The following is a 25,193-nucleotide window of genomic DNA, read 5'->3' as shown; positions in this document are numbered from 1 at the left end:
CTGGAATTGTCAGTCAGGGCTCGTTAGTAAAACTTATTCTATCGGAGAAAATGAGATGGGTCAAAGAACTGTTACTGTAAACAGGATGGTTCCTGAAACAGAACATTTAACCACTTCTTCTTCCGAAATACCTGCAAGCTGGTCGCTGTTTCAGACGGAAATCGGCTGGTGTGGACTGCAGGGGAGGGAGTTCATTGTTGAACGATTTCTGATGGGCCTGCATCATCGTAACGATCTACTCCATATGATCAGGACAGAGCCTGTTAGTGAAGGACAGACCTCTGCGAATGAAATCATCGAGTCGAACTGGTATCCGGAATTGCAGGAACGACTGCAGGATTATTTTCAGGGTGCCCATGTGGAATTCCAGGATATCAAACTGAAATTAACAATGATGACCCCGTTTCAATCTCGTGTGATTCACGCTTTACAGCAAATTGGTTATGGCGAGCAGATTTCGTATGGGGAACTGGCGGAGAAAGCCGGTTCGCCGCGTGCAGCGCGTGCGGTAGGTACCGTCATGGCTTCGAATCGAATACCAATTCTGATTCCCTGTCATCGCGTAATCGCATCCGGGGGGAAGCTGGGTGGCTTTTCAGCACCCCAGGGGACATCGCTCAAAGAACATCTGTTGATGCTGGAATCTCGGACACAGCTCTGACCAGACGGTACCGCATTAGGGACAGGCTGCTTATGCTGATTTACGCGACGCCGATTCTGCTGCAGTCGGTGTGGGAGTTGAGGGAGCACGCCGTCTGCGCTGTTGAGACTGGTGTTGTTCCAGCATCGCCTGTTCAAACAGAAAAATGCGTTTACCCAGCCGGTCAATCCGGCGGCTGACAGAACTGGTTGTCTGTTCCATCCCTGCAGAGACGAGAGTGATGACTCCGAGGAACAGCAGCATCTGTCCTGCCGTACTGATGAGCCAGCCTGTTGACGCGTAGTTAGCTGGTCCGCCAAAATAGCCCCACAAGACTAGCGTCGTGCCAATCGTCAAGACGGCAACGCCACCATATGCCATCAACTGTCCTACCAGACCCAGCCAGTTGGGTTTCTGATCATCTTCTTCGATCAGATCCTGAATATCGCGATACTCAGAATGCAATCGAGGGGTGATTGCTTCTTCAAAGTCATCCAGCTGCTCCGGTTCATGAGCTTCGTAAGCATAAGTATGTTCCACAGCTGTATCGGAATCCAGATTTGAAACGGTTCTCTCCAGGGAAGGAGCAGGTTCTGGCTCTGATTTCTCGACGGGTTGTGAAATGGGTTCTGTACGCTGTGGCTCAGGTTGCTCAAACAGTGAAGCGGAACTTTGTACGCGCGATTCAGATCGGGTTAAAGGACCATACGGGTCCAGGATTTCTCGATTCGACCATCGAGCCAACAGTTCACGGGCTTCTTTAGTTTTGTCACTGATGCGCGCAGCAGCAGTTGTTCCCAGATCACTTCCACATGTCGCACACTGGACGCGCTTGGAATCTGACGAAACTTCGGCAGCCACATCGGACTGGCAACTTGTGCACCACATAAGGCACCTGATTTGTTATAACTGGAGAATTAGAGAGGACTTGAGAAATGTCTGAGTCTATTTATGAATGGGAGAGAGGGTCTGATTATCAATACTTGGCCATTTGATGCAATACCGTTTTATCTGTTGGCATTCAGAGAGAAGTCCATTGAATTCAATTCAAAAAAATATGGTGAGTGTGAGATACACCACAGATTACACCCACAACGGCCGCAATACTGTGACTGTTCTGATTCATGAGACATGAGTCAGCGAGTGTCAGGGAATTTGATCGATGTTGACGAAATGACTGTTACAGCGTGAGTTCCCTTCATAGAAAACAGAGTAAAAGTTTCAGGAGATGCAGATGAATTTATTTCGATTTGTTATGACAGCAGCGGTTCTGATATCCGTTGTCTGTCTCAGTGGTACTGTGAATGCTGCAGAAAGCAGTCAAAAGAAGCAGACTCCGGTAGCCCTGAATGGGAACTGTGCAGTCTGCTTGGTGAATGGCAAGAAAGTGGTTGCCGGAAAGCCGGAGTTTGCTGTTGTTTATGATGGCCAGACCTATCTGTTTCCGTCTGAGGAAGTGAAACAGAAATTTAAAGCGGCTCCGGAAAAGTATGTTCCCGCGTTAAAGGGAGACTGCACGGTCTGCTTTGCTCATCATGATGGTGTGCGGAACCCGGGAAAGATTGATCATGTCAGCTTTTACGAGGGCCGCGTATTTCTGTTCCCGAACGAGAGCATCAAAGCTGTTTTTGATAAATCACCTGCAGAATACGCTGACGTTGACCTCGCCTGTGACGGAAAATGCATTGTCTGTAAAGTAGACGGTGGTAAAGAAGTACTTGGAAAACCAGAGTTTACGGCGATCTACCAGGGACTGAGGTATCAGTTCCCCGGTCAGGCTGTGATGCAGAAATTTCAGAAAGATCCTGCAAAGTATGTCGCTGGCTTAACATCAAAGCAGGCAGCTACCAGCGGATCGTCTGCTGATTCTGAGCTGATTTCCATCAGTGGGACTACCGGCTGCGCCGCCTGTGAATACGGGGTACATCCCAAGCAGGATCCGGAAGAATTAGGGCTGGCTGTCAAAAGCGGCGATGGAAAGATTTATGTGATTGAAGGCGCACATGCTTCACACCCTGATTTGTATAAAGGGCGTTTTCAGAGCCTGAAGGTCAGTGTGAAGGGCAAGCAGATTGCCCACAAGGGAAAATTCGTCTGGCTGGAACCTCAGTCTATCGAATCCGTAAAGTAAAAAAACAGCCTGTCACCACAATCAGTAACAGGCTGTTCATTGAATTTAAAACGACACCTGGCAGTGATTCTAATCCTCTCCCTTCCAAACAGAGTTGAGGATGGCTGTCAGGTGTTTTTGCTTCATTTCTTGATCAGGTAGTAACCTGGATTAGCAGTAAACTTGTCGCGTTCTGCCACTGATGTAAAGAATACGAGACGCTCGCGATACACGCCCCCTGCAAAAGGATCTCCTTCCATCGACTGGTTGCGTTCTAATTGCGAGACGCGGCACTTACCTTCAAAAGCAGGCCAATAGTGCTCTGGTTCTGCATCAAATTTCTGCTTGTGTTCTTGTGATGCGAAACAGACCGTCTGGCCTCGATATTCGGATGTAAATTCTGCTGTTCCTTCAGTCAATTCCTGGTCGTCCAGCATGCTCACCAGGCAGATACTTTTGAAGGCGAACTCAGGTGTAACCTGCTTCTGGCTCATTTTCTGGATGGCTTCCTGCTTACGGAGGGGCGCTGCCTGTTCGTGGTTCACCAGGCAGATTTTGCTGAGATGCCCCTGCATTTCGGGGGCAGCCACATAGCCGGAAATCTTTTTCACTATTTTCAGTTCAGGAGTGATGATGACTGTGGTGGGTAGTCCGGCAACACCAATCGCTTCGACCAGCTCAGAATTTTCGTCTGCATCCACACGAATGGGAACAAAGCAGGAGTTGACGTGTTTGATGACTTTCGCGTCTTTGTAGGTTTCCCTGTCCATTTTGTGGCAGTAGCCACACCATGAGGCACCGATCTGAATTAACATGGCTTTATTTTCCGAACGAGCCTGGGTCGCGGCCTGTTTCAAATTGGTTTGCCATTTGATCTCATCTGCATATGTGGAGACAGAAAATAAAGGGAGGGTGACTAAACTCAATGAAAAAATGATAAAGTGCCCGGCACGCATAATTGTTCCTTATGATAAATATCCAGAAGTCCTACACGCTTTACATATCGGTAATATTTGATGGTCTGTTCAGTTTGCAGGATTATTCTGGTTCAGATTTTTGTAATTGATATATGGTTTGTAACGATTTCAGATCGCCAGTCCGTTATAGATGTCTTGCAACCTGTCTAAACTCTCTGTGTTAACAGAGAAGGGCGAGGCAAATCCGATAGAGCTCTGTCTTCAACTACAGTCAGCTTCATAACGGGAAGTACCATGGGAGCCCCGAAATTTGAACGTTCTGCTAAGCTTTCTCCGAATTACCTGCATTGAACCTGAATTAAAGGGAAGGAATCAGGGAACAGGCAGAAATTGAAAACGAGAACAGATTATTTCATCAGTGGATTCAAGTAAGTGTTTTGACTGGCAGGGTTTATCAGAAACAAGCTGGTTAAGATTATGAATCAAACTTGGGACCTATGCTTTATACGTCAATTATTCTGTTTTGATTGGCTTCAATAGTCGTTTTTTCTCCTTGGAGCGAGACTGATTTAGAAGGGGATCTCGCAGTTCACTTTTGAAATCAGTGATTCAGCAATTGTGGAGTTGGACACAATTAAAGTTCATGGTTCCACCAGACTGTGTCCAGTTTTACTGTAGCGTCTCCAGGTCCACTTGGACCGAGTATATTAGAATGACAGAGCTATGGTTAAATGTGATGCGCTCTATTTTGGTTGTGAAATCAGCTCAAGATTATTTTTTGAAAGTAAACGGCGGCCCGTCTTAATGAGGGTTTGTTAACTTCAGTATTCCGGTTTTTCTCGATGAGAACAGGAAGTTCTGATTGCCTGAAATGAGTATCGAACGTTTTCGGAAATGAAAATGTGAGATGGCTTACAAGAAGATGAAACAGGCTGGTTTCAGACAATCAACATTGATGAAATGCAGCTGGAATGAGGTCGTAACTTCAGGATCGGGTTGTGGAAAAGAAGTTCAAATAATTATTGAAAACCAGACTCATCAGTTTTATTCTGACAGGAAATGTGAGATAACACACAGAACGGGTGTTGAATTCCGTTTAGTCTGAGTTCACATTTTGATGTCACATCTTTTCGCCATATTGAAATTTCGAGGTATTCCATGAAACGTCCAGAAATGAATCGACGCGATTTTAATCGACTGACCTTTGCTGCTTTTGGGGGAGTCGTTGCAGGTTCTATGACGGGTTGCCAGCCTGCTACACCACCTGCAAAACCTGCTACCGAAGGAGAAGCCGGTAGCACCACTGCCGATGGACACGACGATCATGATCACGCTGCTGAAGCGGGAGCCGAAACGGGTGATAAAGATGTCAGCCTGCTGATGAAAGAACCACATGTGTGCCGCGGTTTGAATACCTGCAAAGGCAAACATGCCGGCGTTGAAAATGAATGTGCCGGTCTGGGGGCTTGTGCTTCAGTTGCAGAACACAGTTGCTCGGGTGAAAACGAATGTAAAGGGCAGGGCGGCTGTGGGAGCAACCCTGGCATGAATTCGTGTAAAGGTAAAGGCGGCTGTCACATACCCCTGATGCCTGATGCCTGGAAACTCGCTCGAGCCGAATTCGAAAAAGCCATGGAGAAAGCGGGTAAGAAAGTCGGTCCTGCACCAGAACCCAAAAAAAATTAAAAAGTCATTCTTGAGACAGGGAAGTCGGGCTCCTTTTCAATCTGTTTGAAGAGGAGCCCGCTTCGTGTGATGACCTGATTTAACGACACTCCTCCAAGTCCTTTTTCATCTCAAGGTACGAAAGTTGAGACGCATGCGGCAACCACGTCTGGGACATGAGAATCTGGGACTGGGAGTAGGTCTGCGGACCGTTCACTTCTCCCATATTCTGGAACAACAGCCAGAAGTAGACTGGTTCGAGATTATTTCTGAAAACTTTATGGACTCTGCCGGCCGCCCGCGTGCTGTACTGGAACAGATTGCGGAACGTTATCCGATCGTCATGCATGGCGTCTCACTGTCAATTGGCAGTACCGACCCGTTGAACCGCGACTATCTGAAAAAACTGAAACTGCTGGCGGAAGCTATCAACGCACGCTGGATTTCCGATCATGTCTGCTGGACCGGAGTTGCCGGTCGTAATTCACATGATCTGCTCCCCATTCCTTATAATGAATCCACGCTTTCGCATCTGGTCGAACGGATTCGCATTGTTCAGGACATTCTTGAACGACCACTGGTCCTGGAGAATCCCAGCAGCTATCTCGAATTTCAGGATTCTACAATGTCCGAGTCAGAGTTTGTCTGTCGTATGGCTGAAGAAGCAGACTGCGGTTTACTACTGGATGTGAATAACGTCTATGTCTCCAGTGTAAATCATGAATTTGATCCGGTTGTGTACGTCGAAGCCATTCCTGCGGAGCGGGTTGTGCAGTGTCATCTGGCGGGACACACCAATTGCGGGACGCATCTGATTGATACCCATGACGGGCATGTAGTGGATCCGGTCTGGAACCTGTTTCGCTTGCTGCACCAGCGCACCGGAGGAGTCTCAACCCTGCTGGAATGGGATGCAGAGATTCCACCGTTTCCGGTCGTGCATCAGGAAGTATTAAAGGCCCGTCAATACATGGATAAAAACCTCCCTGTGCCGAATGAAGGTCAAGCAGAGGTAGAACCGGCTCCCCTTAATACGAAAGCCATTCCACATCCCGCGTCGTTTATTGTGGCAGAAGTCGAATGAATCAGCAGGAACGTAAACTGGATCAGATTCAGCGCTGGATGCAGACCGTAATCAGCGCGCCGGGCGGAGTTGAAGCGGGGATCGCTTCGGAAGAGGCACAACGCGAGATTCCACTGACAGACGATCAACTGGAGTCGGTGATTACCCGATCCAGTCAGCAGACCAGTCAGGAACGCATCGGTATTTATGCCAATGCCTACTACGCGAGACTGCTCGAGTGTCTCAGTGAGGAATATGCAGCCCTGGTCACTGCCATGGGAACAGCAGCGTTTGGCGCGTTCAGCATGCAATATCTGCAGAAGTATCCTCCAGCCAGTTATACACTCGGGGAACTGGGGGCACGATTTCCGCGGTTTTTGGAGGAGAGTCGACCAGAATCAGAGTCGAATGCAGACACACCCGACTGGACTGATTTTTTGATCCAGCTGGCGACGTTGGAGCGCGTATACAGCGAAGTATTTGATGGCCCCGGGATCGAAAAACAGGAACTGCTGACCGCGGAAACCCTGAATACAATTCCTCCGGAAGAGTGGCCCGATCTGGTCCTGCAGATGGCCCCCTGTTTTCGGTTACTGAAGTTCCAGTTTCCAGTGCAGGAATATATTACCAGCTCAAAACGGGGAGAGACGCCTGCCATCCCGGGACCCAAGACTACATACCTCGCGATCACCCGCCGGAATTATATTGTGCGTCGCGCGGGGATTACAGAAGCAGAGTTCTTCCTGCTCACCCGCCTGCAGCGGGGGCAGAAAGTCGGTGAGGCGATAAACGAATTTGCTGAAGCCGGACTACTGGAAACAGACCAGTTGGCTGGACAACTGCATGTCTGGTTCAAGCAATGGACTGAGTCAGCCTATTTCACAGATGTCATTCGCGCTAACAACTGAGATAGATTCTAACGCCTGATACCCCGGTTAGTTACAGTGTTAGTGTCTCGACCAAATCCAGACCCTTTCGGCTGTTTGAGAGACCAGTTTGAGTCATAAATTTCGGATCTTGTTTTTTTGCTCAAAATCGTGTCTGTTACGCAAAATAGATAAAATGGTTCAAACAGGGTGAGGTTGCGCCCCGTGTTTAGGTGAAATAAGGAGTATTTTCTGATTTCTGCGTAGTTTGATTCAAGAATTTCTGCTGCCGATGGTGCACCGCTTAAAGCACCAGCACTCCCCGCATTGACACAAAAAGGGCTCGGAATTACAGTCCCGACTTATAGTTTCAACTGTCTGGATTTAAATTATTCCGTTTCCTTTTTTTCAAATGAGTTGATCCGCAGGTTCGCTGTCAGGGAGGGCAGCAATATGAAGGGCATCATAATGTGTTGTGTTGCGATGTTGCCGGCCTTTGAAATCTCAGGATGCGCTCAGCGAAACTCCTTACCTCCTGTGGCAATCAATTCTCCAACTCCGGCTCCCCAATACTCGCCTCAGGTCGCGAAACCTGTCCCCGGTGCGCCCTTGTTTACCACACCCCCCACCATTGCTGTGGAACCACTGGCAATCGAGCCGCGAAATCCCTGGAAACCAGAGGCGGAAGTCCGCGATTGGGAGTACATTGTGATTCACCATACCGCGTCCTCGACCGGCAGTGTGGAAAGTATCCATGAGTTACACAGCAAGAAAAAAGATAAATCTGGTAACTCCTGGCTGGGTATTGGTTATCACTTTGTGATTGGGAACGGAAACGGAATGTCTGACGGTTCCATCGAATCTACGTTCCGCTGGCGTGAGCAGATGCATGGTGCCCATGCCGGAAATAACAAATATAACCAGCATGGTATTGGTATCTGTCTGGTTGGAAACTTCGAAAATGAGCCCCCCACTGATGCGCAGCTGGCGGCTGTGAAAAAACTGGTTGGAGTTCTTAAAGCGGAATACAACATTAACAGTGATCACGTACAGGGGCACCGCGATGTCAAAGCGACTGCCTGCCCGGGAAAATACTTTCCGATGAGTGAAGTGGCTTCATCCGTTGATCTTCCGGTATATGGCGCAATCACCCCTGCCGGGACGAATCCTGCCTCAAAAATGGAACTGGCCGCCCAGAAATAAATTTGTGACTTCCCCCACATTTAAGACTACCCCCTGATTTACTCTTCGAAAGCAGACTGACAATGGATTTTACGCAGCGTCTTGAATGGATTGAACAGGTAATGAATGCAGAGCAAACCGAGCATCTGCAGCCGCCGGCTGAAAACCGGATTCTGGGAATGCAGGGCAGTACGGAATCACAATTACAACTGCCCCTAAAGCATATTTCACTGTTTCGCCCCGAACATTATGAGCCGGGTTATGCCTATCCCCTGGTGATCTGGTTGCATCCAGATGGTGGATCGGAGCATGATCTGCATCATATCATGCCTCAAGTCAGTCTGCGAAATTACCTGGGGCTCTCCTTCCGTGCGCCTGCCATTGATCCTGCAGCACCGGAGAATGGGTATCACTGGCCTGACAGTCATCTGTTTGCCGCACAGTTCGTGGAAAGCATTCAGAAAACTGTCCAGGAACTGCGTAAAGTACTGAATATCCATGCGGATCGAATCTATCTGGCGGGAACTGGAAATGGCTGTTCGATGGCTACGAAGCTGTTACTGAAAGCACCCCACTTTTTTGCCGGCGCTGCCCTGTTAAACGGAAGCTTCAGTGTTAAGGATTTTCAGAAAACATCGGGTGCCAGCCTGAAAGCAAACCGCGTACTACTCGACCGCCGTTCCACAGATCATTCTGACAGTAAGCTCTCTGCACAGTGGTTGAGCCGCATGTGGGAGACCACAGGGGCAGACATTCAAACGGTCAATTCTCTGAAAACGGAAACCACGCATGATTCAGAATTGTTCCACATTCTGGACCGATGGATCATGGAAGGTATTTCAACGGCCTGGCTTGTTTAGGGCTCAGTGAACCATAAAATCGTGTGCGTGGTACGGGTGATCAGGTTGAATTACGACGATTAATCCGTTTATGCAGAAGTTTCCTGTTGTGACGCCGCTCTCCGGGCCGATGAATACAGTGGAGTCCTGTTGCTTCAGGAATTTCCTCTGTTGATATTCTAAGGCAGTCCAGGCTGGACTGATCGCTTTATTCTACTGACTGGCAAGGAGAGAACTATGATGGTGCGGCGTCTCATGCTCGCAGGGTTGTTCCTGTTTGTGGTTGGGTTGGCCACGTCTACCTTTTCGCCTTCCGATGCTTTGGCGGCTGGTCGTGGACAACCAACTGACTGGAATCGTTTTTACCACTACCCCTACGTGTATTATCCCCAGAACTTCCAGAGGCCACAGGGTAGCTACGATAACCTTTACTATCGCTATCCGGAAAACAGAAGAATTCCTGTCTACAACAAAGACTGGCATAACTTCTATCCCAGTGATCGCCCTTATCATAAAGGCAATCACTTCTTTCTGGACGTCTTTTAAGAAACACCGGCAGGCTCATTTCGGGTCTGTCTGAAATAAAGGATCTCGCATAGGATCCTTTCGGGCCTCCTGAAGGTATACACGCTTTTAAATCAAAAGTGTGTCTCCAATTGAGCGCTGGTTGCCTTTGAGCAACAATTCAGCCTGCGAACACTTTCGCAGGCTATTTTTATTTCCCCACCAGCTTCCTGAAATACTCCCCATGCTCCTTTTCAGGACACCAGGTCACTTCCTAAAATTCAAGCTTCACGTTCATCCAACTTCAGGTAAGTTTCTGATTCCAGTACCGGGACAGGACACTCCGGTTGAACTCACACCGTGTAATCTGGCCTAATCCATGTCCAATGAAAAAACCGAAGGTGTCGTGATTCGACTGGCTGACTTCAGCGAATCCAGTAAAGTCATCACCTGGTTTACACGAGATTTTGGGAAGACTGCAGCGTTGGCGAAAGGTGCGAAAAGGCTGAAAAGCTCGTTTGAGGCTGCTATTGACTTGTTAGCCACATGTCGGATAGTCTTCATCCGAAAATCTTCCGGCGGGCTCGATATTTTGACCGAAGCTCAGCTGGTAAATCGTTTTCGCCCTTATCCTGGAAGTCTATCCAACCTGTATGTGGGCTATTACATTGCCGAATTACTGGATGCTCTGACTGAGGAATATGATCCTCATCCAGAGCTCTATGATGCGGCTTGTGAGGTTTTACAGCACCTGCAGGAACATGATGACTTCCAGAAATCGTTGATAAAATTTGAGTTAACCATTTTAGAAGAAATCGGTCAGTTACCTCAGTTCGAATACTGTGCAGGATGCAGTCGAGAACTCGGGCCGTCGGAATCGTATCTGTATGATGCGGGTAATGGCGGGCTGTATTGTCAGGATTGTGAACAACAGCGACACGGCAACGTACGCGTTTCCCGTGGTGCGATTGCAATCCTGCAGAAGCTGGCTGACGAAAATACTTTACTTTCCCAGCGATTAAACCTATCCCTTCAGCAGCAACGAGAAATTCGACAACTACTGTCCACGACCATGTCTCATATCCTGGGACGCCGCCCCAAAATGGCGCCCTACCTTCAACTATAATCACATCATTTCCCCCAGGTGGAAGTCAGGGATGACCATGTCCACTTCAGACATACAATATCAAAATTCAAGCCGGCCTCGATTCATTTTGCTCAGTGCAGCAATGATGGTCTGTGGCCTGGTTTCGGGTTGCGCCATGTTTGGCGATCGTGCATCTGATTTTTCCGCGATGAAACCACCGTGGTCCAAAAAGAGCGAGACCGATGATCCATCAATCGAAGGAGTGCGCGGCCCGATGCAGCGGATCATGCAGACCGCGATGTGGGAAAAAAAGAAAGATGCTCACTTCTTCGAGCCGTCAGTCGGTGCCGCCGAATATCAGAAGGCCAATGAAACTTTCAAAGCGCAGGATTACAAAGCGGCTGAAAAAGAATTCAAAGCGATCGTTAAGAAGTTCAAAAACGATCCGATCAAAGAAGATGCCCAGTTTATGGTGGCAGAATCTCAATTTGCACAAAAGAAATATTCCTGGGCACAAGACAGCTATGACCAGTTGCTGGTCGATTTTCCCTCGACGCGCCATCTGGATCAGACGACCAAAAGACTGTTTACCATAGCCCGTTACTGGCTGCAGGAACCGACGATCGTCAAAGGTAGTGAAATCGAGCAGGTCAATCTGGAAAAACCTGGCTCTGAAACTCCTGAGATTCCTTCTGACGGCAAAGATCGAAAATCACGCTGGGCCTTACTGCCGAATCTGTTTGACCGCAGCCGTCCTGTGTTTGATACTGAAAACAGGGCACTGGAAGCACTCAAATCGATCTGGTTGCACGATCCGACTGGCCCGCTCGCTGATGATTCCCTGATGCTGACCGCCAGTTACTATCTGAAAAAAGGTCGCTACATGGACGCCGACCGGACATTCAGCCTGCTGCGGGAAGAATATCCCAAAAGCCCACATCTGAAAGATGCCTTCATGCTGGGAACCCATGTGAAACTGATGTCCTATCAGGGCCCCGCCTATGATGCCACCGTGCTGAAAGATGCGGGAGAACTGAAAGAGACAACACTGAGATTGTTCCCGGAAGCCCAGCAGGCACGGTTAAAGGAAGAACTGAAAAAAATCGAACAGGCTAAAGCCAAGCGTGAGTGGGAAACCGTGCAATACTGGATGCGTCGCAGTAAACCCAAGTCGGCAGCCATTTATTGTAACCTGCTGATCGAACATTATCCCACTTCGCCGTTTGCGAATCAGGCTCGTGAATTACTGGCAGAACTGGGACCAGATAACACCGGCCATCTCTGGGCGAATTACGCGACACCGAAAAAGCAGGTCGCCGAACAGCCTGAGCCAGCAAAATCATTTCTGCCTGGGCTCCCTGGATTTGGAAAATCCGAACCAGCTCCTGTGAACGCACCCCCGAACGCAGCCGAGGCACCTCGCGAACTGGAACCACCGGCCCGCTTGCAACTGGATGGTTTTGGTGAGCCGATCAAAAGGATACCCCTGGAAGAAGAGGCAGAGCCAGCTCGAATCAAACTCTAACAGCTGTCTCTGCAGGTCAGATTCTCAGTGATCTGTTGAATAAATTTATGGAACGTTTTGTGATTAAAATGTTGTTACTGGTTCTACTGTCTTTTGATTTGACAGGCTGCGGGTACACCGTAGGCAATTCCTATCAAACAGACGTGCAGACCGTTTATGTACCTATCTTTGAAAACAATACGTTTCGACGCGGTTATGAATATCAACTGACTGAAGCTGTCCAGCGAAAAATTCAGTCACGCACTCCTTTTCGCCTGGCCAAAGGGGATGAGGCGGATACACGATTAACCGGAACGATAAAACAAATCGAGAAAAGCGTTTTAGGAACAACACAAAATAACGACCCGCGAAACCTGAACCTGAAATTTGTAGTTGAGGTGACCTGGGAAGATACGCGGACAGGGATGATCCTGTCTCAACAGGAAGTGCCCATCACTGCGGATGTAGTGCAGCTTGTTTCACAGGCTTCATTTGCACCCGAAGTCGGGCAATCCCTGGCGACAGCCACACAAACCGCAACGGACAGTCTGGCCAACCAGATTGTCCAATTAATGGAATCACCCTGGTAAACATGATTACCAAATTTGGATAGTCAGGATTTTCGGAACCTGTTAAAATCCGGTCGCTTGTGACCGAAAACCATATCTCCAGTCAATATAGCTGAAATTCACTCCCCACCTCACTCGATGAACCTGTCTTCTTCAATAGCACGGATTGCATTATCATATCGGGCCAACGCCAGTCTTACTGGCACAGAGAACTGCCAGACCTGCAATTCAGGGAAGGATTTGGATAACCAATGAAATTAAAACCTGTCTCACTTCAAAGTGCTCTCGTTTTCACCTGTTGTACAGCCGCAGGTCTGCTGCTGTGTTCTCAGTTTACAGTCGCACAAGGGCAACAACCGGCTGCCAATCAGGCACCCCAGCTCGAGCAACAATTACCAGCCGCCCTGGAAAAAATTCTGCGAAACTGGGAAAACGAATCAGCCAAAATTGAGAAGCTGGAAGGTAAGCACATTCGCCGTGAATATGATGACGTGTTCCAGGTAGAAAAAAAATCGGAAGGCCGGTTCTATTACGAACAACCCGATAAAGGACGAATTGATATTGCGGGGATGGATATTCCTGCCGGCGCGAAAAGCGATAAACCAAATGCTAAAGGCGATTTTTATGACCTGAAACCAGGTCAGGATGAACGCTGGATCTGTGACGGCAAGCGGATCTTTTCCATCGATGAAAAAGAAAAAAAGTATGAAGTCTATCCCATTCCCCTGGAGCGACGCGGCGTTAATATCATGGAAGGTCCATTACCCTTTCTGTTTGGTATGCCTGCGAAAGTTGCCAAGCAACGTTACTATCTGAAACTGCTGGTTAATACTCCCGAGCAGATCATTATTGCCGCCAAACCACGTCGTAGAGCCGATGCAGCCAATTACCGTGAAGCCAAAATAAAACTCGATCCCAAGACCTATTTACCGGCAGCCGTGCAACTGATTCATCCCAGTGGAGACCAGTCAACCGTTTATATTTTCAGTGAAGTGGTCGCCAATAAGAAGAGTGGAATTCTCAACGATTGGTTAGGGAGGGATCCTTTCACTCCGAAACTGGCTGGTTATCGCCTGGAAGGAAAAGTCGTTGCAGACGCAGGAGAGAAAAAAGTGGAACGCCCGGTACAGCAACCCGTACAGCGTCCAGTTCAACAGGTTCCTGTCCAGCAAGCGACTTTCAAAGTTCCCAACATGGTCGGACACGACTTTCAATCCGCCGAAGCCTTGCTTCAAAAAATGGGTTTCCAGACTAAAGTGTGGCCCGGTGATCCTGCAGGGGAGCCCAGATTGATCCACCACGTTTATCAGCAGGTCCCCATGCCAGGTGCTACTGCTAAAAAAGGTCAGACAGTTCACCTCAAACTGTACATCGATCCGAATAAAGCAAAGAATTAATCTGCGGAAGACAATCCACCAGATCATTCAAAGCCCCGGGAATAAATCTCCGGGGCTTTAATTATTTCTGGCCCGCATCGCCCGCTGGATATCCATGCGGGCGGAATCTTTCTTGAGCTTTTCCCGTTTGTCGTGCAGCTTGCGACCTTTGGCGATTCCCAGCTTGACCTTCACCAGTCCACGAGTGAAGTACATGGTGAGCGGAACCAATGTCAGGCTGGAATTTTCAGATCGCTCGGCGAATTTCCGGATCTCCGCTTTCTTCATCAGCAATTTGCGTGGACGGCGGGTCTGGTGATTCATGGTATTGGCCTGCGGGTACAGGGCAATATCGACATTGAACAGCCAGACTTCATCATTCTGCATCCGCGCAAAGCCTTCTTCGATCGAAACCTTATTCGCGCGAATACTTTTGACTTCGCTGCCTGCCAGTACGATCCCGCAGTCCAGCGTCTCCAATATTTCGTAGTTGTGCCGGGCTTTGCGATTCTGGCAGATCGTACGTGAATTCGGGTCTTCTTTCGAAGCTTTCTTCTTCCCTTTTTTACCCATTGCCAGAATCTCCGACTGCCGCAAACCAGACTGGTTCAGCGACAGAATACTACTTGATGTTAAATCTTACGTTGAATCGGGTGAACCCGTTCTTGCTCGACACGCGTCTCTTATAAGAGGTTCAGCATGATCAGCGTCAGTTCTTGTCTGTCCGAACCTGGACCTGCAGGGCACCCAGCATGCGGGTGATCTGTTTTTCCTTCTTGGAAATGAATGGTACATTATCCAGTACGATCGCCCGGGGCTCATTTCGCGGGTGCAGCACCAGCCGACCGGAACGCAGCAGGAGATACTCAAAGATATCGCTGATTTCTTTATCAATCTTCAGGTTTGGTGCAGAAAATCGTTCCAGATCGCTCAAGAATCCGTGGTGATGCAGAAGTTCGTTGCCTTTGACTTCCCAGTAATCAAAGCGGACATAAATGGCCACACAGATAAAGATGAGTCCCAGGATGCCGGAAAACAGCCAGTACATCTGAGAGTTCGCCCAGGGACGTAAACCTTTCAGCATGTTAGTCAGGGGAGGGATAATATCCGGATTAAACCGCAGGATCATCCAGGCCCCCATGAATAATGCAGCTCCGAGGAAGAACAGTGTCAGTGATGTCGTACGCGGGAAATCAAATGCCAGGACCGTCAGGTTAAAACCGAAGACCCCGAGAAAGATCAACGCCATCACTTCCGCCTTATGTTCGCTGGCACCACCAATGAGGGCTGACTCTCCAGCGAAGGTCATGTAAATCGCAGCGGCGATGGAAACCAGCAGAGTAGGGTACAGAAACACAATTTTAGGATAGGAAATCAGGTAGATACTATCCTGAGAAAACTCATTGTGAGTTCCTGGTTCATTGCTCAAATTAGCATCATCAGCCATTGTCGAATCCTTTTCTGTAATCGCTTGTTGATTTCTCGATGGGTAAAAGCACGACGCGGGCTCTTTTAATATTATGCAAACAGTGAAACGTTTTTATTGACAGATTGGATCATAAAACCACAGACCACTTTTGGTTTTTATGTATACTGTTTCAGTAAGGGCCCCAAGAGATTTAAATGATCTACTTTTTATTGAGGGAATTTACGAATGTCCTGTTTTCAGTTCGGCAATAGTAGACTCGATCTGACAGGACTTCAAGGCTGATCAATGCCCCGGATATCAAGTCCTCGACTTGGATATAAAGAAGATCTGTTCTCAGGCGATTACTGTTCAGACTGGTACCGAAATTCATATTGTTCTGATTATGCGTGAATCTTGCTCTACTTTGTATAAAATATACAAAGAAAAATATATATAATATATAAAAATCAAAAGTAAGCTCTTATCACGGTTTGGGTTCCGTGGTACATATTAATGTATGAGCATACGAGATCCTCAAAGAATTCATTCCGTCTCTTTCTTCATACTGCTGTTCCTGCTGACAGGATCTGTCAGGACGGCTCAGTCTGCTGAAAAAGTGGACTACCTGAAAGAGATCAAACCCATCTTTGCAGAGAAGTGCTTTGCCTGTCATAGCGCCCTGAAAGAAGAAGCTGAATTGCGCCTGGAAACCCGCGAGTTGATGCTCAAGGGGAGTTACTCGGGGGCCGTCATTCATCCGGGAAAGCCGGACGAGAGCATGCTGCTGGAGCGGATTCTGGCCAAAGAGGATGAGCAGATGCCGCCTCCTGAGGAAGGATCGCGACTTTCTGAACATGATATTAAACTCGTCAGAACCTGGATCGAACAGGGGGCCGTCACACCCAAAGAAGAAATTCCAGGAAGTCCCAAAGATCACTGGGCCTTTCAGGCACCTGTGAAAGCGAAGGTTCCCGACGTTGGCTTGAAAAATCCGATCGATGCCTTTCTGGAAGTAAAACGCAGTCAACAGGATCTGGTGACTGTGGCACCTGCATCGCGTCGTGTTTTGATCCGTCGTGTCTACCTGGACCTGATCGGTCTGCCTCCGACCCAGGAGGAGATCGAGGAGTTTGTGAACGATTCCGATGAGGATGCCTACAGAAAAGTTGTACAAAATTTACTGGCGCGCCCACAGTACGGCGAACGCTGGGGACGCCATTGGATGGATATCTGGCGGTACACTGACTGGTATGGTCTGGGCAAACAATTGCGTAACAGCCAAAAGCATATCTGGCACTGGCGTGACTGGATTATTGAGTCGTTGAACCGTGACAGCAGTTATGCGGAGATGGTTCAGGATATGCTTGCCGCGGATGAGTTGAAGCCAACCGACCACGACGCACTGCGTGCCACCGGATTTCTGGCCAGGCACTATTATCTGTTTAACCGCACGACCTGGCTGGACAGCACTCTGGAACATACTTCCAAAGCGTTTTTGGGCCTGACGATGAATTGTGCCAAGTGTCACGATCATAAATACGATCCACTGACCCACGTTGACTATTATTCGATGCGGGCAATCTTCGAACCATACCAGGTTCGACTGGATCCACTGCCCGGAGAAACCGATCTGGAACAGAATGGGTTACCGCGTATCTTTGATGCCCATGCAGACACCAAAACTTATTTGCACATTCGGGGCGATGAGAAAAATCCTGATAAGAGCCAGGAGATGCAGCCGGCGACTCCAGAGATCTTTTCATTCGATGAATTTAAGGTCACACCGGTCACACTCCCTGCGAAAGCACATTACCCTGCCTTACAGGAGTTCGTCCTGCAGGATCAATTGAAAGCCGCAACAGAAAAAATTGTGGCCGCGCAGAAAACATCTGATAAAGCGACAACACAACTGGCTCAACTGGAACAGGCTGCACAGAACAAAGTGGCTGCAAACGGTTCCGGCCAGGCAGTGACATTTCTGGAAGATGATTTTCAGAAAGAGAATCCTGAAGTCTGGACGCTGGGTCCTGGCGAATGGTCGTATCTGGATGGCAAACTGATCCAGACAAAAACGGGTTATGGTCGGGTTTATCTGCGCTCGAAACAGAATCATCCGCATGATTTTAAAGCCCGTTTCAAATTCAAAACCACAGGTGGTGATAAATGGCGTTCTGTCGGTCTGGCGTTTGACGTGACCGGCGATCGGGAAAAGATGATCTATCTGAGCGCAGTCCAGCCGGGCTCAAAGTTGCAGGTCTCTTATAAAGAGAATGGCAAATCCACTTATCCCGCTGAGGGACGGCACGCCTGCGAAGTCAAACTGAATCAACCATACGAACTGGAGTTGAAAGTTCGCGACCAACTGGTGAATATCGCCATCAATGGCACGCATACCCTTTCCTATCGTCTTTCTCTCCCGCGTGAAACTGGAAAGCTGGAACTGCTGACGTTTGATGCGGCAGCGGAATTCGAACAGATCAGTGTTCAGACTCTGGCATCTGATGAGACAATGATTGAAGGCAAACAGCCTGCGAAGTTGTCACTGGAACTGGCACAGGCTAAGTTGGCCCGGGCTCAAGCGACACTGAAAGTTGCAACTCTGTATCCAGAGACATTACAGACTGCTTACACTGTTGAAAAAGCCCGACAGGATAGCGTTCCCGCAGACGAACTGACCGCATTAACACATGCCGCCGCATTGGCAGCTCGAAAATATGAGTTGGCAGTGGCAGAAGAGAAACTGGCGCAGGCCAGAGAGAAAGCAGAAGCAGCCAGCGGAGATGCGAAGCAGAAACTGACGAAAGAAATCACCGCAGCTGAAAAAGCAGTCAAGACAGCAAAAGAGGCTGTCAGTAAACCCGGTGAGAAGTACACTCGGATTCGGGCCTCACGAAAAGCCCTGGAGGGTCCCGCTGAAAAAAATGATTCCCGTTATCAACCCTATCCCGAAACCAGCACTGGCCGTCGTACGGCGCTGGCCCACTGGATCACGCATCGAAAAAATCCACTGACAGCAAGAGTCGCTGTGAATCATATCTGGCTGCGTCATTTTGGCGAACCACTGGTCGAAGATGTGACAGATTTCGGTTTACGAGCGAAACGGCCGATACATCAGGATCTGCTGGACTGGCTGGCTGTCGACTTTATGGAACATGAATGGAGCATGAAACATCTGCATACGTTGCTGGTGACCTCCCAGGCTTACCAGTTGAGCAGTTCCACGCTGAAAGCCGATCCGCAGAATCTGACGAAAGATGAAACGAACCGTTACTACTGGAAACGGAATACCGTGCGGATGGAATCAGAAGTGATTCGTGATAGCCTGTTGCATCTGGCGGGAGAACTGGACCTGACTTTGGGCGGCCCGACAATTGATCCTGATAAGAATAAAGACAGCAGACGCCGCAGCCTGTATTTTACATACTCCCGTGACTCACAGGAGAAGTTTATCGGCATGTTTGATGCCGCTGATATCTTTGCCTGTTATCGTCGCAATGAAAGTGTCGTTCCTCAGCAGGCATTGACACTCGCGAACAGCAAAGTCTCGCTGCAGATGGCGCGAAAAATTGTAGAAAATATTCGTGAGCAGCAGTCTTCGCTGAGTGATCAGGAATTTATCAGACTGGCTTATGCACGAATTCTATGTGTGGAACCAACGCCTCGGGAATTTGAAATCTGTACTCAGGCGTTATTCGAGACACAGACCACTTTGAAAGCAGCGAAGCATCAGAATCCGATCTGGCGCTCACGCGAAAATCTGGTGCACGCCTTACTCAACCATAATGATTTCATTACGATCCGCTAAAGGTGCGTCATGTCGAATTACAATCAACCGACATCATTACCCCGCCGTAATTTTCTGACGAATCTCAGTTCCGGGCTGACGGGTATTTCGCTGGCTTCTCTGCTGCAGGATGAAGCCCGGGCAGCCGGTGCGCATCAGGCTCCGAACGGGCAACCCCATTTCACTCCCAAAGCCAAAAGTGTGATCTGGTTGTTCATGCGGGGCGGTGTGAGCCACATGGAAAGTTTCGACCCCAAGCCAATGCTTAACAAGTACGCCGGGAAGTCAATCAGCGAAACTCCCTGGAAATCAGTCCAGCAATCTGAAAAGTTGAAGCGGGTCCGTGTGGTTGTGGTCAACGATGCCAACGGGCAACAACGGAATAAAGTCTATCCACTGCAGGTCGGTTTCAAGAAATATGGCGAGAGCGGGATTGAAGTCAGTGACTGGTTTCCTCATCTGGGGGGATGTGTCGATGATCTGTCAATCGTGCGCTCCATGTGGACGACCGATGATAATCATGGCGCACAGGTTCAGTTTCATTCCGGCCGGCACATGTTGGATGAACGAGTGCCGACGATCGGTGCCTGGGTTAACTATGGACTTGGTTCACTGAATCAGAATCTGCCCCAGTTTATCAATATGGGGCCCCGCTATTTTGATGTGCGAGACGGTCATTATCTGGGACCAGCTTATGATTCTGTCCCCCTCAAAGTCGATCCCAAAAATCCGCTGCCTTATGCCAAACCAGAACTGGATCTCTCAAGTGCTGAACAGAAGATCGAGTTTTCTTTGATCAATCAACTCAATCAGCTGAGTGCCGAGAAGTTTCCTAACGACAGTACCCTGCAGGCCCGTATTAAATCATATGAGCTGGCGTTTCGGATGCAGAAAGCGGTTCCGGAAGTGATTCGCTTCGATCAGGAAACGAAAGAGACCCAGGAGCTTTATGGATTGCATCAGCCTGAAACCAAGGCGTTCGGGATGCAGCTGCTGGCCGCCCGACGGTTTGTTGAGAAGGGGGTACGCTTCATTCAGATCATGCACGGTGCTGGTGCAGCCGGCGCCTGGGATTCGCATTCGAATCTGAAGTCGGGACACTCCAAACTGGCCAAACAGGTGGACCAGCCTGCCGCAGGGTTGTTGAAGGATTTAAAACGTCGCGGGTTGCTGAAAGATACCATTGTCGTCTTCGCGACCGAGTTCGGCCGGACCCCCGGTTCTCAGGGGAGTAACGGCCGCGATCATCACCCTTACGGATTTTCTATCTGGATGGCCGGCGGTGGAATTAAAGGGGGCGTCGCACATGGGACCACTGATGAACTCGGATTCCATGCAGAAGAAAACCCACATTATGTGACCGATGTGCACGCGACGTTAATGAAACAACTGGGATTGAATGCCCATCGGATGGAAGTGCCCGGTCATAAACGCATTGAAATGGACTTTGGCCATCCGATCGACGAGATCATAGCCTGACCTGCCCCCGCTACGATTTTCCGAAACCCTCTACGTCGGTATAATAAAGACCGGCGATATATTTCATCGCCGCTGATGTCTTCTCTGACGGTTATAGTGAAAGGGTTCTCGATGATTCGTTCTCTGTTTATGGTCTTGCCTCTGGTTGTATTTATGCTGCTGGGGAGACCTGATTCTGCAATCGCAAAAACATATCAAGTCTATTTTCTGGGTGGTCAGTCCAATATGGATGGGTATGGTTATGTCAAAGACCTGCCCGATAAGCTCAAGGAATCCGTTCCGGGAGTGATGATCTTTCATGCGAATCCTGCGCCGGATGCCGTACCCGTTGACGGGCGAGGGCTCTGGTCCAATTTAAAACCAGGCCATGGTGCGGGGTTCAAGTCGGATGGAAAACAGAATACATATTCCAACCGATTTGGTGTGGAGCTCTCTTTTGCGAAAACATTACAGGAACTGGCCCCGGATGCAAACATTGCATTGATCAAAATCTCGCGGGGAGGGACTTCAATCGCCGTAGATGCCGCCGGGAACTTCGGCTGCTGGGACCCTGATTTTGAAAAAGGAACTGGAAAAGGGCAGGGCGTCAACCAGTACGACCATTTTCTGGCTGGCATGAAACGGGCTCTGCAAACGACCGATATCGACCTGGATGGAGAAACAGACACCCTGATTCCCGCCGGTATTGTGTGGATGCAGGGGGAAAGTGATGCCGCCTATACGGAAGAAATCGCAAAGAATTATGAAGCGAACCTCAAGCGTCTTATGGACTTAATTCGCGCGACACTCTATGCAGACGACTTGCCTGTGGTGATTGGCCGAATCTCGGATTCGGGTGATAATCCGGAGGGAAAGGTCTGGAAACACGGTGAAGTTGTTCGTGCAGGCCAGGCGGCATTCGTAAATAAAGACAAGCGTGCAGCGCTCATCACGAGTACGGATGAGTATGGTTATTCTGATCGTTGGCACTATAATTCAGAAGGTTATCTGGATTTAGGCAGGAATTTTGCCCAGGCCCTATGGAAAGTTCCCCGGAACTAATACTATCCTGCCTTGAGCAATGTGCTTTCAATTCTCCGTTTTCGAATATGTAAAGTGATACAGGTATCAGAATGAAACCCGAACTTCTTTCACCCGCGGGAACCCGTAAAGCAATGCAGTACGCGTATGCCTTTGGAGCAGACGCCGTTTATGCAGGTCAACCCCGATACAGTCTGCGTGTTCGGGAAAACGAATTCAACAAACTGGAAGTGATGGCAGAAGCGGTCGAAGAAGCACATCGGCTCGGTAAGAAATTCTATATCGCCAGTAATATTGCCCCTCATAACCTGAAGGTACGCAGTTACCTGAAGAATATGGAACCGGTGATTGAGATGAAGCCTGATGCGCTGATCATGTCGGATCCGGGGCTTATCATGATGGTTCGCGAACGCTGGCCTGAAGTTCCCATTCATCTGTCTGTCCAGGCGAACGCCGTCAATTATGCGACTGTCAAGTTCTGGCAGAAATTCGGCCTGTCCCGCATCATTCTTTCGCGCGAACTGTCGATTAAAGAAGTCGCTGAAATCCAGGAAGAGTGTCCAGATATGGAACTGGAAGTCTTCGTACATGGTGCGCTCTGTATTGCGTATTCCGGGCGATGCCTGCTGTCGGGGTATATGAATCACCGCGATTCCAATCAGGGGAACTGCACCAACGCCTGCCGCTGGGATTATAAAGTCAGTGATGCAGTGCAGACACTGGAAGGGGACATCGTATTAAAGAATCCACCCCCGCCACAAAAACCACAACTACCGATTCTCGATCAGGTCTTTCTGCTCGAAGAACCTCAGCGCCCCGGTGAATATATGCCTGCTTACGAAGATGAGCATGGCACTTACATTATGAACTCGAAAGACCTTCGCGCAGTTCAGCATGTGAAAACATTCACCGATATGGGAATTAGTTCATTGAAGATTGAAGGGCGGACCAAGTCCTTCTTTTATGCAGCCAGAACGGCCCAGGTTTATCGTAAAGCCATCGATGATGCTGCCGCAGGTGTGGAATTCAATGAAAATCTGCTGGAAATGCTCGACAGCCTTTCCAATCGTGGCTATACCGAAGGCTTCTTCCAGCGACATGCCTCTGAGAGTATGCAGAACTATGAGCATGGCCGTTCGATGGCTAATAAGCAGCAGTTTGTCGGGGATATCATCGACCGTGATGCAGATGGCATCATCGTGGATGTCAAAAACAAATTTGGTCTCGACGATGAACTGGAGTTGATGACTCCCACTGGTAACACGGTATTCAATCTCAATGCGTTGCTGAATCAAAAATCGGATTCGATTGAGGTCGCTCCCGGCAGCGGGCATATAGTGAAAATTCCCTATGCCGAAAATCAACTGGGAGACCGCGCCAGTCAACTGACAGAACACGATCACCAGTATGCATTGCTGATGAAAGCTGTTAAATCACCGGCGGAACCTTCACTGGCCTGACGGGTCTATTTAGGCTGGTTAATCTGAGTTGCGGGAGCCGGGATCACCGGTTGAGCAGCAATGGTGAGTTCATTCTTCACCGTTCTCACTCCGGGTTCCAGCATAGCCATAAACTCGACCAGCTTCTTTGCTCCTGCCGACTCGACTTCTCCTCGCAGAGTCACACTATGATCGGCGTTTAACTGAAACTCGACATCCCGTAATCGTTCGTGACGTTCTTTGATACGCATGAAGGATTCCCCCATTGAGGACTGAACGTTACTCAATGGCAAAGGAGCTGCGGTAAAGGCGACGCGTAACTGAGGACGAAACTCGGGAACCTTGGGGCCTGTCTGACCGGTGTTATTCAGATTCTGACCATTCCGTAATCCCCCCGTGGAGGCTCTGTTGAAGTTGCGGTTCTGACCTGTGTTCGCGCCGGTTGCGCCTTGAGCATTGGTACGGCCGATAAAATTACCCTGTGCATCATCAGTTCGTCCGATAAATCCACTCTGGGGATTGAGATTCTGAAAATTTCCCATCGTAGAGAGACCCGATTGTGTATTTCCGCCTGCCTGATTTCCTGAATTCAGATTTCCAATCGTGGTTCCCGTACTTCCTCCTGTCTGCGAGTTACTACTGCTGGACAGGGTTTGTACCTGTGCTTCGGCGGTTGGAGACAGAGCAAAGGGCAGAAATGCATAAAGCATTACATAAAAGGCATTTCGGCAGTTAGAGCGTAGCATGGTTATATCCGTGATGAGAGCGAAAATATTAAAGCTCGTACTCGTTTATTATAACATCGTCCAACGGCCCACAAAGTAAATAATCTGTTTTCCGGTTATTGTTCGGAGTCGTTTAAGCGGAACTGTTGATAGCGTATCGGCTGCTCCTGCGGGAGCTGCTGACTGGAAGTCTGATATCCAGCTTGGGTAGTGCGATTCTGCTGATTGAGTAATTCGCCTAACTGTTGCTCCAGACGATGGATACGCTCATCACGTTTGTCTTCTATCGGTGAAGCAGACTCGGCACTGACCTGCTGAATCTGATTGCTTTCTTCCAGAGCACGTTTCAACTGTCTGAGCTTATGCTCTGATGAAAGTTCCAGTGATTTTCCACTCTCCCGACGAGCGAGTGTATCGACTTCTACTTTGATTTTCTCTGTTTGTTGTGCTGCAGGTGTTTGTACGACCGTCTCTTGAGTGACCTGTGGTGTCTTTCCATCCAGCTTAACAGAAATCATGCGTGAGAAAATCTCCGGTGCATCCTTTTGAGTCAGCTGAACGCGGAGTGCACATTCTGCCTGATCTCTGCCTTTCCGGACATACGGGATAAAAACCTGATAAGCGGGGCCCAGGGTGGACTCGACTGCGTGGACCTGCCAGGCTCCCGAATCGAATTTGTACTGGTGAATGGGGTTTTTCTGAGCGTCAGCGTCTCCCTGATCATCATACAGATTCACATAAACTTCCCCCTTCACATATACGGGAGAAGTGTTGTTATGCTGGAAAAACAACAGCTGACCGGCAAATCCACGTGTAGGCATACCATCCACGCCTTTGCCTTCCGCCGGCTCCCAGAGGGCGACGATTTCGAAAGCGGGCTTTTTCGCAGTGGCAAATTTGTGGTCTTTATTCAAGCCCCACTGTGAAAGTGCCAGGCTGGTACACCCCGTAAGAGATGTTGAGGCACATAGCATCAATAATACGAAAAGTCGAACAGGCACAATCAGGTGTGTCAT

Annotated in this window: 22 protein-coding genes; 16 read left to right on the top strand and 6 right to left on the bottom strand. The window is 49.0% G+C overall.

The features are described 5' to 3' along the window. The first annotated feature begins 55 nt into the window (after positions 1–55). Complete coding sequence (locus ACN0YH_RS18485; protein ID WP_417381063.1) at positions 56–661, top strand: methylated-DNA--[protein]-cysteine S-methyltransferase; 606 nt, start codon at positions 56–58, stop codon at positions 659–661. Between the two features lie 30 nt (positions 662–691). On the opposite strand, the gene ACN0YH_RS18480 is transcribed toward ACN0YH_RS18485, so the two are convergent. Continuing rightward, positions 692–1,528 carry a hypothetical protein gene (locus ACN0YH_RS18480; protein WP_417381062.1) on the bottom strand — a complete coding sequence of 279 codons (837 nt, stop codon included), beginning with the start codon at positions 1,526–1,528 and terminating at the stop codon, positions 692–694. Positions 1,529–1,874: 346 nt separating this feature from the next. Between ACN0YH_RS18480 and ACN0YH_RS18475 the strand changes: the two genes are divergently transcribed. After that, the gene (locus ACN0YH_RS18475; RefSeq protein ID WP_417381061.1) at positions 1,875–2,771 is read left to right on the top strand and encodes a YHS domain-containing protein; all 897 of its coding nucleotides are present in this window, start codon (positions 1,875–1,877) and stop codon (positions 2,769–2,771) included. 122 nt (positions 2,772–2,893) lie between these two features. On the opposite strand, the gene ACN0YH_RS18470 is transcribed toward ACN0YH_RS18475, so the two are convergent. Next, positions 2,894–3,706, bottom strand: coding sequence for a DUF255 domain-containing protein (locus ACN0YH_RS18470; RefSeq protein WP_417381059.1), 813 nt, complete (start codon positions 3,704–3,706; stop codon positions 2,894–2,896). Positions 3,707–4,825: 1,119 nt separating this feature from the next. Here ACN0YH_RS18470 and ACN0YH_RS18465 point away from each other — a divergent pair. The 10 genes from ACN0YH_RS18465 (at position 4,826) to ACN0YH_RS18420 (ending at position 14,343) form a co-directional block, all read left to right on the top strand. Further along, positions 4,826–5,353 (top strand): hypothetical protein, encoded by a 528-nt coding sequence (locus tag ACN0YH_RS18465; protein ID WP_417381058.1) that lies wholly within the window; start codon positions 4,826–4,828, stop codon positions 5,351–5,353. 133 nt (positions 5,354–5,486) lie between these two features. Further along, positions 5,487–6,416: a DUF692 domain-containing protein gene (locus ACN0YH_RS18460; RefSeq protein ID WP_417381057.1), complete on the top strand. Its 930-nt coding sequence runs from the start codon at positions 5,487–5,489 to the stop codon at positions 6,414–6,416. Continuing rightward, positions 6,413–7,303: a DNA-binding domain-containing protein gene (locus tag ACN0YH_RS18455; RefSeq protein WP_417381056.1), complete on the top strand. Its 891-nt coding sequence runs from the start codon at positions 6,413–6,415 to the stop codon at positions 7,301–7,303. Before ACN0YH_RS18460 ends, ACN0YH_RS18455 begins: the two co-directional genes overlap by 4 nt. Positions 7,304–7,714: 411 nt before the next feature. Continuing rightward, positions 7,715–8,464 (top strand): peptidoglycan recognition family protein, encoded by a 750-nt coding sequence (locus ACN0YH_RS18450; protein WP_417381055.1) that lies wholly within the window; start codon positions 7,715–7,717, stop codon positions 8,462–8,464. A 62-nt stretch (positions 8,465–8,526) separates the two neighbouring features. Next, a complete protein-coding gene (locus ACN0YH_RS18445; RefSeq protein ID WP_417381054.1) occupies positions 8,527–9,303 on the top strand; it encodes an alpha/beta hydrolase in 777 nt (258 codons plus the stop codon). 219 nt (positions 9,304–9,522) lie between these two features. After that, positions 9,523–9,828 carry an MFS transporter gene (locus ACN0YH_RS18440; protein WP_145232899.1) on the top strand — a complete coding sequence of 102 codons (306 nt, stop codon included), beginning with the start codon at positions 9,523–9,525 and terminating at the stop codon, positions 9,826–9,828. A 337-nt stretch (positions 9,829–10,165) separates the two neighbouring features. Then, positions 10,166–10,912 (top strand): DNA repair protein RecO, encoded by a 747-nt coding sequence (gene recO / locus ACN0YH_RS18435; RefSeq protein ID WP_417381053.1) that lies wholly within the window; start codon positions 10,166–10,168, stop codon positions 10,910–10,912. A 37-nt stretch (positions 10,913–10,949) separates the two neighbouring features. Continuing rightward, the gene (gene bamD, locus ACN0YH_RS18430; protein WP_417381052.1) at positions 10,950–12,398 is read left to right on the top strand and encodes an outer membrane protein assembly factor BamD; all 1,449 of its coding nucleotides are present in this window, start codon (positions 10,950–10,952) and stop codon (positions 12,396–12,398) included. A 47-nt stretch (positions 12,399–12,445) separates the two neighbouring features. Beyond that, positions 12,446–12,967: an LPS assembly lipoprotein LptE gene (gene lptE / locus ACN0YH_RS18425; RefSeq protein ID WP_417381051.1), complete on the top strand. Its 522-nt coding sequence runs from the start codon at positions 12,446–12,448 to the stop codon at positions 12,965–12,967. A 230-nt stretch (positions 12,968–13,197) separates the two neighbouring features. Beyond that, complete coding sequence (locus ACN0YH_RS18420) at positions 13,198–14,343, top strand: PASTA domain-containing protein (RefSeq protein ID WP_417381050.1); 1,146 nt, start codon at positions 13,198–13,200, stop codon at positions 14,341–14,343. A gap of 57 nt (positions 14,344–14,400) precedes the next feature. On the opposite strand, the gene smpB is transcribed toward ACN0YH_RS18420, so the two are convergent. Next, positions 14,401–14,895, bottom strand: coding sequence for an SsrA-binding protein SmpB (smpB, locus tag ACN0YH_RS18415; RefSeq protein WP_145231499.1), 495 nt, complete (start codon positions 14,893–14,895; stop codon positions 14,401–14,403). Positions 14,896–15,031: 136 nt separating this feature from the next. Beyond that, entirely contained in the window at positions 15,032–15,769 is a 738-nt protein-coding gene (locus ACN0YH_RS18410) for a hypothetical protein (RefSeq protein ID WP_417381049.1), read from the bottom strand. A gap of 478 nt (positions 15,770–16,247) precedes the next feature. Between ACN0YH_RS18410 and ACN0YH_RS18405 the strand changes: the two genes are divergently transcribed. The 4 genes from ACN0YH_RS18405 (at position 16,248) to yegQ (ending at position 23,473) form a co-directional block, all read left to right on the top strand. Beyond that, complete coding sequence (locus ACN0YH_RS18405) at positions 16,248–19,535, top strand: DUF1553 domain-containing protein (RefSeq protein ID WP_417381048.1); 3,288 nt, start codon at positions 16,248–16,250, stop codon at positions 19,533–19,535. 9 nt (positions 19,536–19,544) lie between these two features. Next, positions 19,545–20,993, top strand: a complete 1,449-nt coding sequence (locus ACN0YH_RS18400) for a DUF1501 domain-containing protein (RefSeq protein WP_417381047.1) — start codon at positions 19,545–19,547, stop codon at positions 20,991–20,993. A gap of 111 nt (positions 20,994–21,104) precedes the next feature. After that, positions 21,105–22,034, top strand: coding sequence for a sialate O-acetylesterase (locus ACN0YH_RS18395; RefSeq protein ID WP_417381046.1), 930 nt, complete (start codon positions 21,105–21,107; stop codon positions 22,032–22,034). A gap of 71 nt (positions 22,035–22,105) precedes the next feature. Beyond that, positions 22,106–23,473, top strand: coding sequence for a tRNA 5-hydroxyuridine modification protein YegQ (yegQ, locus tag ACN0YH_RS18390; protein ID WP_417381045.1), 1,368 nt, complete (start codon positions 22,106–22,108; stop codon positions 23,471–23,473). A gap of 5 nt (positions 23,474–23,478) precedes the next feature. Here yegQ and ACN0YH_RS18385 read toward each other — a convergent pair whose 3' ends face one another. Continuing rightward, positions 23,479–24,198 carry a hypothetical protein gene (locus ACN0YH_RS18385; protein ID WP_417381044.1) on the bottom strand — a complete coding sequence of 240 codons (720 nt, stop codon included), beginning with the start codon at positions 24,196–24,198 and terminating at the stop codon, positions 23,479–23,481. A gap of 95 nt (positions 24,199–24,293) precedes the next feature. Continuing rightward, entirely contained in the window at positions 24,294–25,193 is a 900-nt protein-coding gene (locus ACN0YH_RS18380; protein WP_417381043.1) for a hypothetical protein, read from the bottom strand.

The organism is Gimesia sp. (assembly GCF_048262075.1).
In the GTDB taxonomy this organism is placed as follows: domain Bacteria; phylum Planctomycetota; class Planctomycetia; order Planctomycetales; family Planctomycetaceae; genus Gimesia.
The sequence above is the reverse complement of the archived record's forward strand: the minus strand, read 5'-3'. Positions and strand labels throughout refer to the sequence as shown.

What these genes read in the sequence shown, in the direction of transcription:
- bamD (WP_417381052.1), top strand. Translation starts at nt 10,950, where the DNA reads ATGTCCACTTCAGACATACAATATCAAAATTCAAGCCGGCCTCGATTC.
- ACN0YH_RS18485 (WP_417381063.1), top strand. Translation starts at nt 56, where the DNA reads ATGGGTCAAAGAACTGTTACTGTAAACAGGATGGTTCCTGAAACAGAA.
- ACN0YH_RS18460 (WP_417381057.1), top strand. Translation starts at nt 5,487, where the DNA reads ATGCGGCAACCACGTCTGGGACATGAGAATCTGGGACTGGGAGTAGGT.
- ACN0YH_RS18470 (WP_417381059.1), bottom strand. Translation starts at nt 3,706, where the DNA reads ATGCGTGCCGGGCACTTTATCATTTTTTCATTGAGTTTAGTCACCCTC.
- ACN0YH_RS18480 (WP_417381062.1), bottom strand. Translation starts at nt 1,528, where the DNA reads ATGTGGTGCACAAGTTGCCAGTCCGATGTGGCTGCCGAAGTTTCGTCA.
- ACN0YH_RS18450 (WP_417381055.1), top strand. Translation starts at nt 7,715, where the DNA reads ATGAAGGGCATCATAATGTGTTGTGTTGCGATGTTGCCGGCCTTTGAA.
- yegQ (WP_417381045.1), top strand. Translation starts at nt 22,106, where the DNA reads ATGAAACCCGAACTTCTTTCACCCGCGGGAACCCGTAAAGCAATGCAG.
- lptE (WP_417381051.1), top strand. Translation starts at nt 12,446, where the DNA reads ATGGAACGTTTTGTGATTAAAATGTTGTTACTGGTTCTACTGTCTTTT.
- ACN0YH_RS18475 (WP_417381061.1), top strand. Translation starts at nt 1,875, where the DNA reads ATGAATTTATTTCGATTTGTTATGACAGCAGCGGTTCTGATATCCGTT.
- ACN0YH_RS18420 (WP_417381050.1), top strand. Translation starts at nt 13,198, where the DNA reads ATGAAATTAAAACCTGTCTCACTTCAAAGTGCTCTCGTTTTCACCTGT.
- ACN0YH_RS18410 (WP_417381049.1), bottom strand. Translation starts at nt 15,769, where the DNA reads ATGGCTGATGATGCTAATTTGAGCAATGAACCAGGAACTCACAATGAG.
- ACN0YH_RS18395 (WP_417381046.1), top strand. Translation starts at nt 21,105, where the DNA reads ATGATTCGTTCTCTGTTTATGGTCTTGCCTCTGGTTGTATTTATGCTG.
- ACN0YH_RS18455 (WP_417381056.1), top strand. Translation starts at nt 6,413, where the DNA reads ATGAATCAGCAGGAACGTAAACTGGATCAGATTCAGCGCTGGATGCAG.
- ACN0YH_RS18440 (WP_145232899.1), top strand. Translation starts at nt 9,523, where the DNA reads ATGGTGCGGCGTCTCATGCTCGCAGGGTTGTTCCTGTTTGTGGTTGGG.
- ACN0YH_RS18380 (WP_417381043.1), bottom strand. Translation starts at nt 25,193, where the DNA reads ATGACACACCTGATTGTGCCTGTTCGACTTTTCGTATTATTGATGCTA.
- ACN0YH_RS18400 (WP_417381047.1), top strand. Translation starts at nt 19,545, where the DNA reads ATGTCGAATTACAATCAACCGACATCATTACCCCGCCGTAATTTTCTG.
- recO (WP_417381053.1), top strand. Translation starts at nt 10,166, where the DNA reads ATGTCCAATGAAAAAACCGAAGGTGTCGTGATTCGACTGGCTGACTTC.
- ACN0YH_RS18385 (WP_417381044.1), bottom strand. Translation starts at nt 24,198, where the DNA reads ATGCTACGCTCTAACTGCCGAAATGCCTTTTATGTAATGCTTTATGCA.
- ACN0YH_RS18445 (WP_417381054.1), top strand. Translation starts at nt 8,527, where the DNA reads ATGGATTTTACGCAGCGTCTTGAATGGATTGAACAGGTAATGAATGCA.
- smpB (WP_145231499.1), bottom strand. Translation starts at nt 14,895, where the DNA reads ATGGGTAAAAAAGGGAAGAAGAAAGCTTCGAAAGAAGACCCGAATTCA.
- ACN0YH_RS18465 (WP_417381058.1), top strand. Translation starts at nt 4,826, where the DNA reads ATGAAACGTCCAGAAATGAATCGACGCGATTTTAATCGACTGACCTTT.
- ACN0YH_RS18405 (WP_417381048.1), top strand. Translation starts at nt 16,248, where the DNA reads ATGAGCATACGAGATCCTCAAAGAATTCATTCCGTCTCTTTCTTCATA.